Consider the following 6,893-nt stretch of genomic DNA (forward strand, 5'->3'; position numbering starts at 1 on the left):
ATAGCATACTTAAAATTCGGTTAATTCTTGGGTTGCTATTCGCAACTTTAGAAATTCCATCTACTATTATTCCATCGCTATTATTGTTCGTTTCTGTCATTCTCAAATGTTTGCCAACGGTTTTGTGTATGGTTAGTTGCGTGTTTAAGCAACTAATTTAGTAAACAAAAACGAACGCGAGAAAATTCCGAAGGAATTTTCCAAATAAGCACTTGCCAAAGCAATTAATTATACACGGTGTTACCTGCAGTTTTTATTTCAATTTTATTTTCCTCTATTAAAGCAATTATCATTAAAGCAGCAGATTCCGCTTGGTTAACTCCCCATCTTATTAGGTTTCTATATTTTCCATCAGAGGTTTTACTAAAGGCAACCATTTTTCCTCGACATTTACAAATAGACATAAAAGGTGTGTCTTTTATGAAAGTCCTTTCAAAAGAAACAGTAGCATAATCAAAACTACCTTCCTCGGGTTTTCCTAATTTACTATAACTCGTAAAGTCAGCAATATATGTATTTTCATCTACCTCTATATGTTCCGGTATAAATTCAGTAATTTCCTCGTATGTGTATGCATTGCAAATGAAATCTCTTTTTGAGTCGTATGCTTTTATAATAATAGAATCATTAATTTTATAATAAGCAAAAATGCTTTGTTGTGTTATACCTAATTTTTGAATTTTTTTTGCAGATTCAAAGGGTACAACTATTTTATTAAAATTAGATTGAATTTCTATAGGTTTATTGATTTCTTTAGTTAAATTAAAAATCATTTGTCCGTCGTTATGACCTACTCCTTCAATATGCGCAAATATTGGTTGCTGCTTTGCAGAATTTCCAGTTCCTTTTGATACAATTGTGGCAAGTTCTGAAACAGAAAAAGTCTTTGTTGTGTTTTGTTCAAGAAATTCATTTAGAATAATAGAAAAAGGACTACCAATTCCTGGTTGTCCATCAGAAACTTTTTCATTTCTTCCTGATGTTATTATCCAACGAGATTTATTTTGGTTTAGTTTCAAATAATGTAACTCGACATTTGACCTAGTTTGAGACAAGAAAGATCCTGAAAAGCAAGAATCTAAAATCAATAAAATATGTTTAGCATCAATTCCTGAAATGGCATCAATAACTGTTGAATTAGGTATGAAATCGCTAACTTGGTTTTCAGCATCTTGAGGAATCCAATAGCCTTTTTTTGTTTTTGGATGTAAAGAACCGTGACCAGCAAAATGTATTATTAAATTATCATTCTCTGTTGTAAGAGAAGATAAATGATTAAGACTTTCTATAATATTTTTCCGAGTTGCTTTTTTATTAAATAATGAATCGGAAATAGTTTCAAAGCCATAATTATCTATTAAAGTTTTTTCTAATCTTTCAGCATCATTTACAGCATTATTCAGTTTAGGAAAAGCTGCGTTTTCATAATCATCTATTGCTATGTTAAGAATAAAGTTTTTTATCACGGATGTTTTTTTTCAAATTGCAGGTAACGTGTTTGTGTATGATTTGTGGCGTGTTTAAGCACCTAATTTAACAAATAAAAATCGAATAGAAAATCCGCAAGGATTTTCGTAAGTAGGCAAAAACCAGCCATTAATTATACACGTTGTTACCACACGTTTTTTATTTTTTCAATTCGTTCGGGATATTTTCCGTTTTCCAAATAATCTTTAAATTCCTTTCCAGTAAATTCCACATTTCCAGAATTAATTGTGGTGTTTGTCCAATCCGAAACTATTGATTGAATGGTTTTAAACAACTCTTTATTTTCGTCTCCATTTTCAATTCCGATTCGTAATTCTCCATTTTTTAAACCAATAAATTTGAAAAACAGACCTTTTTGAGTTTCACTTATTTTATTTAGAGTTTGTATAAAATATCCACTATAATCTGGATATGGAACTTTTTCGGATTGAATAAGTTCGCTCGCAAAATATCTAAAACCTATTTTCAAACCATACTCTCCAAGTTTTTCAATCCAATAATTGGCTGTTGGAACTTCTTTTTCGGTTGCTGTGATATAAATCTCACGGTTACTAATCCAAGGTTTGGTATAGGTTTGAGTGATTTTCGGTTCGCTGATTTCTATGGATTCGCAAGTCAATTCAAACACACTTTCTGTATCGAATTTTAAACCAATTCCTTTTTCCGTCAAGGCAATTCCGTTAATGCAAGATTCTTTCGTTGGTGAGAATTGTTCTTTTTTATAAGTCCAATTCGTAAGTCCGATTGGTTTTAAACTAAATTCCTTTAATTCCTGTTTTTCTCCTGCGACATATGTTCCAACTGTTTGATATCCGACTACAATTTCAAGTCCGTTTTTTGAATCATTAATTTCAGATATAAATCCCTCTTCGAACCAATAATTTTGGTCAAGCCATTCCTCTAATTTATTTCTGTTGTCGATGTTCATTCAAATGTGTGGTAACGTGGTTGTGTATGATTAGTTGCGTGGTTGAGCAACTAATTTAGCAAACTTTTACGAACCTGAGAATATTCCGAAGGAATATTCCAGATGAGCACTTACAAAGCAATTAATTATACACGGTGTTGTGCTTTAGTGCTTATGTAATTTAAGTAGTTCATCGTAATATTTCATTTTATCTACTAAACTATTTTCGCTTGTTGATTCTTTTACTAATATTTCAAAATCTTTGTATTCAGTTGAGTCAATTATTTCAATTTCTTGAATTTCAAGTTTTTCAAACCTCTTTTTCTTTCTATATAATTCCCATAAAGGTTTATATTTTGGATTGTAGAGTAAATCAGTATTCACTTCTTTTTCATTATATTTCTCTCTTAAATTCGCTGATTTTCTTCTATATTCCTCAAGGTTGATTTTGGCTTGTTTTTCAGCCTCCTTTTTTACCCATTCAGGTTCTTTCTTTTTAATCTTGGTTAATTCATCATTGAAATTCGAATAAGTAAAAGCGTATTTTTTTCTTTTCAAGTTTTCCGTTGCTTTAATATATAATGCAGGATTTTCTTTCTTTAATTTATCGTTAGTTTCTTGGGCAAATTTGCTGTAGATTTCATTGTTTCTAATGTCTTCTTGTAAATGTCCTCTTCTAGAAAATGATATTCCACCATATTTTTGTGCTCCAGTCATCACTAAAAAAATAATTCCGAAGACTACTGCAATTGCGATAATAAATGTTAAAATTCCTTCCATTCTACAGTTCGTTTTTCTTGTCAGAGTTGGTTTGCGGCATTAAGCACAACGGTTTTGTGTATGGTTAGTTGCGTGGTTTAGCAACTAAATTAGCAAACTTTTACGAACCCGAGAAAATTCCGCAGGAATTTTCGCAAGTAGGCTAGAACCAAGCAATTAATTATACACGGTGTTAGCAGCTGTTTTTTATTTTCGGTTCATAATTATTCGGAACAAAAACATTGTTTTCAGACTTCTCAATTAGAATTTCTAATAATTTTTGAATTTCATCTGTTTTATATTCCGTAGCTTTTATCGAAACTTCACGTTTTGTTTTAAAATCAAGTTTTAAATTTTTATTAAATCGGTCGTATTGGATTTGAGTGAGTTCAGTCAGATTCCTTTTTAAAATCCAGCGTCTATTCAAGATTAATTCATTCTCATTTATAAATATCGTATAGGGCTTTTTCTTTCTGTAAATAAACCACATAATTAATTCCGTAAAAGGAATTGTCCAAAATACAAAAGTCAGATAACTAAGTGTTTCTCTGTTGTCACTTAAAAGCAAAATATATAGTGTCCAAAATATTGCCATTCCAATATCAAAAAGACTAATTGTCTTTCTTTGACTTTTAATTTTAAAATCAGAATCAAAAGTTTTATTAAAAAGAGAGTATTCCCAGAAAAAAGCTATAATAAAAGTCAAGATGGTAAAAGTAATTTCTAAAGCAAGAGAGTATTCGGTTTTCAGAATTGTTCCGAAAACAAATAATCCACTAAGTGATATTAAGATTGCTATAAAGTACTTCATTAGTTGATGGCTGGCTTAAATTGCTGCTAACGGTTTCGTATAACCGTCAGTTACGGGTTAAATTAGCGATTATTTTCGGTTTAGCACAAGCCTTAGCAATTCCGAGTGGATTCGGACGTAGTCGAATCCGCCGTAATTGCGGTTATACATTGTTGCCATTAGTACTTTTTTATTTCCATTTCCAGTTCAGTTCGTCAACATATTCAGCTCCTAATTCAGTCACTCGTGTTTTAAATTCCGTTTGGTTCTCAATCGAGTGCTTTGGAACAATCAGAGATATGTCTGTTGTTAATTTTATAAAAAAATGGTCTTTGATTTCTATCAATTCCTTGAGTTCAGTTCCGTTTATTCTGCTTTGAGATGTAAAATCTTTGACATTCACAGAATTTTCATCAAAGTCAATTTTTACAGGTTTGTTAATCCGATTTTTATAATTTTCCTCAACGTGTTTTTTAAAATGGTTTTTGTATCTCCATTTAGAATACAATGGGTAGAATGCAAACCATAAAATTCCGAATGAGGCGAAGGTAATTCCAAATCCGTATCCTCCATTTTTATTCGCAAAATATATTCCAAGTACTAAATAAATTATTGGAATAATTATTCGAGAGCGAAATCGTCTTTTTTTATGTAATTCAGACTTTGAAGATGTATAAAGTTGATATTCTAAAAAATCCGAATTTGTAAGTTGATAGTTTAAAGTCATTTCGTATTAATGGCAACGTGTTTGTGTATGATTTCGTTGCGTGTTTAAGCACTAAAGTTAGCAAATAAATCACAGATAGAAAGTCCGAGAGGACTTTCGTAAAGTAGGCTATTACTAGCAATGAATTATACACGTTGTTGGCGGTAGTTATTTTGGCATAAACTTATTATGGTCAGATTTTTCAAATTCTTTTTTAATTGATATTTCTTTTTTCAATTCAGAGATTATTTTACTTGAATCATTAGCTTTTTTAATTTTTACTGGACTTTGAGTTTGTTTATAATTTTCCTCAATTTCTTTTTCTGAATTATATTTAAAAAGGTTTATTACAATTGTAAATAAAAAGATTAAAGCAAGAAAAATGATATTTAATATATTTCCGCTTATTCCTGTTAAAACTGTTAAGGCAAAAACTGACAAGGTAATTAACATTGCAGTCAAAACAGTTGAATTTTTCTTGTGCATAGAATACATATAAATCCCGATTAATAGAATTGAAATCAGTTCAATATAAAATTTAATTTGTCTATTCCCAAGATTGAGTAAATCTTTCCCTAAGTACAAAAAGAAAAAATAAGTTAAAAAACTGATTAGTACTATTGCAAAAATATCACGGATGATTAATATGATTTTCATATGTTTTAAAAAAATGATTTTATTATTCAGTTTTATCAATTTGTTCTCGTTTCTCTAATTACCGCCAACGTGTTTGTATATGGAAAGTTGCGTGTTTGCGTGCGAGGATTTTCCGAAGGAAAATCAGACGTAGCAAACGTGCAACGACCTTTGTTTTAGCACAACACCAGCAATTTTTTATATACGGTGTTACCATACGTACTTTATTCGGTTATCAATTCTTTCCATTTTTCAGATTCCGCAAATTCTTTTACAACACGATTCCGTTCAGTTAATAATTCAGTCATATATTTTTTGAGAAACAACTTGTCGGCTAACTTTCCTAAAATTCCGAAAGGTGACTTATAATCAAAAAAATCAGTCATTAAAGTTCCGCCATTTAATTCCGCAAAGTGATGTTCGTGTTTAAATTCCTTAAACGCACCTTTAACCATTTCGTCCACAAAGTATTTCGGTTTGTCAAATTCCGTTATTTTGGAAGTCAAATTTTGATAAATTCCGAAGTGTTTTGCTCTCCAAGTTACACTTTCGTTCATTTCAATTAATCCACTTGTTTTTCCAGCGATTGCTTGTTCATTCGTTTGTTCAGTGGAAATTTTGTGTAAATCGATACTTCTAGAAAGGTCAAATACAACTTTTCTATCTGCTTTTATTTCAGTTCGAAGTTCAATTTTTGGCATTTGGCGTATGTATGGTAACGTGTTTGTATATGGTTTGTTGCGTGGTTAAGCAACTAAGTTAACAAATAAAAACCGAATAGAAAATCCGTGAGGATTTTCGTAAGTAGGCTAGAACCAAGCAATAAATTATATACAGTGTTACCCACCGTTTTTATCCGTTTAGTAATTCCGATTCTAATAATGATAATGATTGTTCAATTCCTTCATCAACTATTTTTCCTCTAACTTTGACTTTACTCAATTCCTTTACTTTCCGCTCGTCAGATTTGTTTGTAAAATATACAATTATATCTCGATTTTGTCCTTTATAATCAACTTTTGCTAATAAGTATATGCGTCCACCACCAGCTCCAGTCACTTGAGTTTTAAATTCAGTTAATTCAGTTTCAAAGTCTTCTGTTTTTTCGAATAAACTCCAATAATTTTCAAAAGTATCTCTAGTAATTTTTGAAGTGCTAAATTGACCTTTAAAATCGCTAAATACTAAATTGCTATCAGTCCAAAAACCATAATTTTTTTTGAATGGCATTTTCACAATTATTCGCCCTTTTTTATCCATTCCGATTTCACGTTCTGGAATTCCAGTTTCATTATCTAACTCAATAATCCATTTTTCTACAAGGTCAAATTTATTCTCAAAATCAGGATTTGCTTTTGGAATTATTGCGCCAAAAATTCCGATTAACGCTTTTTTAAAATTCCGTTTTACAATTCCTTCTGCTTGAGTTTTTTGCTTGCTTTTCGGTAATTCAAATTCTATGTATGATGTTTTTTTCAAATGGTGGGTAACGTGTTTGTATATGGTTTGTTGCGTGGTTTAGCACGTAATTTAGCAAATAAAAACCGAATAGAAAATCCGCGAGGATTTTCGTAAGTAGGCTAGAACTAGCAATAAATTATATACGG

8 protein-coding genes are annotated in these 6,893 nt (G+C 30.8%); all 8 read right to left on the reverse strand.

The window, feature by feature from the left end:
- Nucleotides 1-224: 224 nt before the first annotated feature.
- The 8 genes from VDP25_RS17080 to VDP25_RS17115 all read right to left on the reverse strand — a co-directional run bounded on the left by VDP25_RS17080 (nucleotide 225) and on the right by VDP25_RS17115 (nucleotide 6,765).
- Nucleotides 225-1,466 (reverse strand): caspase family protein, encoded by a 1,242-nt coding sequence (locus VDP25_RS17080; RefSeq protein ID WP_334471778.1) that lies wholly within the window; start codon nucleotides 1,464-1,466, stop codon nucleotides 225-227.
- A gap of 146 nt (nucleotides 1,467-1,612) precedes the next feature.
- Nucleotides 1,613-2,416 carry a hypothetical protein gene (locus tag VDP25_RS17085; protein ID WP_334471779.1) on the reverse strand — a complete coding sequence of 268 codons (804 nt, stop codon included), beginning with the start codon at nucleotides 2,414-2,416 and terminating at the stop codon, nucleotides 1,613-1,615.
- Nucleotides 2,417-2,560: 144 nt separating this feature from the next.
- Nucleotides 2,561-3,175, reverse strand: coding sequence for a hypothetical protein (locus tag VDP25_RS17090; RefSeq protein WP_334471780.1), 615 nt, complete (start codon nucleotides 3,173-3,175; stop codon nucleotides 2,561-2,563).
- A gap of 172 nt (nucleotides 3,176-3,347) precedes the next feature.
- Complete coding sequence (locus VDP25_RS17095; protein WP_334471781.1) at nucleotides 3,348-3,965, reverse strand: hypothetical protein; 618 nt, start codon at nucleotides 3,963-3,965, stop codon at nucleotides 3,348-3,350.
- Nucleotides 3,966-4,134: 169 nt separating this feature from the next.
- Nucleotides 4,135-4,671 (reverse strand): YcxB family protein, encoded by a 537-nt coding sequence (locus VDP25_RS17100; protein ID WP_334471782.1) that lies wholly within the window; start codon nucleotides 4,669-4,671, stop codon nucleotides 4,135-4,137.
- 147 nt (nucleotides 4,672-4,818) lie between these two features.
- Nucleotides 4,819-5,307, reverse strand: a complete 489-nt coding sequence (locus VDP25_RS17105; protein ID WP_334471783.1) for a hypothetical protein — start codon at nucleotides 5,305-5,307, stop codon at nucleotides 4,819-4,821.
- Between the two features lie 203 nt (nucleotides 5,308-5,510).
- Nucleotides 5,511-5,987: an SRPBCC family protein gene (locus tag VDP25_RS17110; protein ID WP_334471784.1), complete on the reverse strand. Its 477-nt coding sequence runs from the start codon at nucleotides 5,985-5,987 to the stop codon at nucleotides 5,511-5,513.
- Nucleotides 5,988-6,138: 151 nt separating this feature from the next.
- Entirely contained in the window at nucleotides 6,139-6,765 is a 627-nt protein-coding gene (locus tag VDP25_RS17115) for a hypothetical protein (RefSeq protein WP_334471785.1), read from the reverse strand.
- Between the last annotated feature and the right edge of the window lie 128 nt (nucleotides 6,766-6,893).

The organism is Winogradskyella sp. ECml5-4, assembly GCF_036903175.1.
In the GTDB taxonomy this organism is placed as follows: domain Bacteria; phylum Bacteroidota; class Bacteroidia; order Flavobacteriales; family Flavobacteriaceae; genus Winogradskyella; species Winogradskyella damuponensis.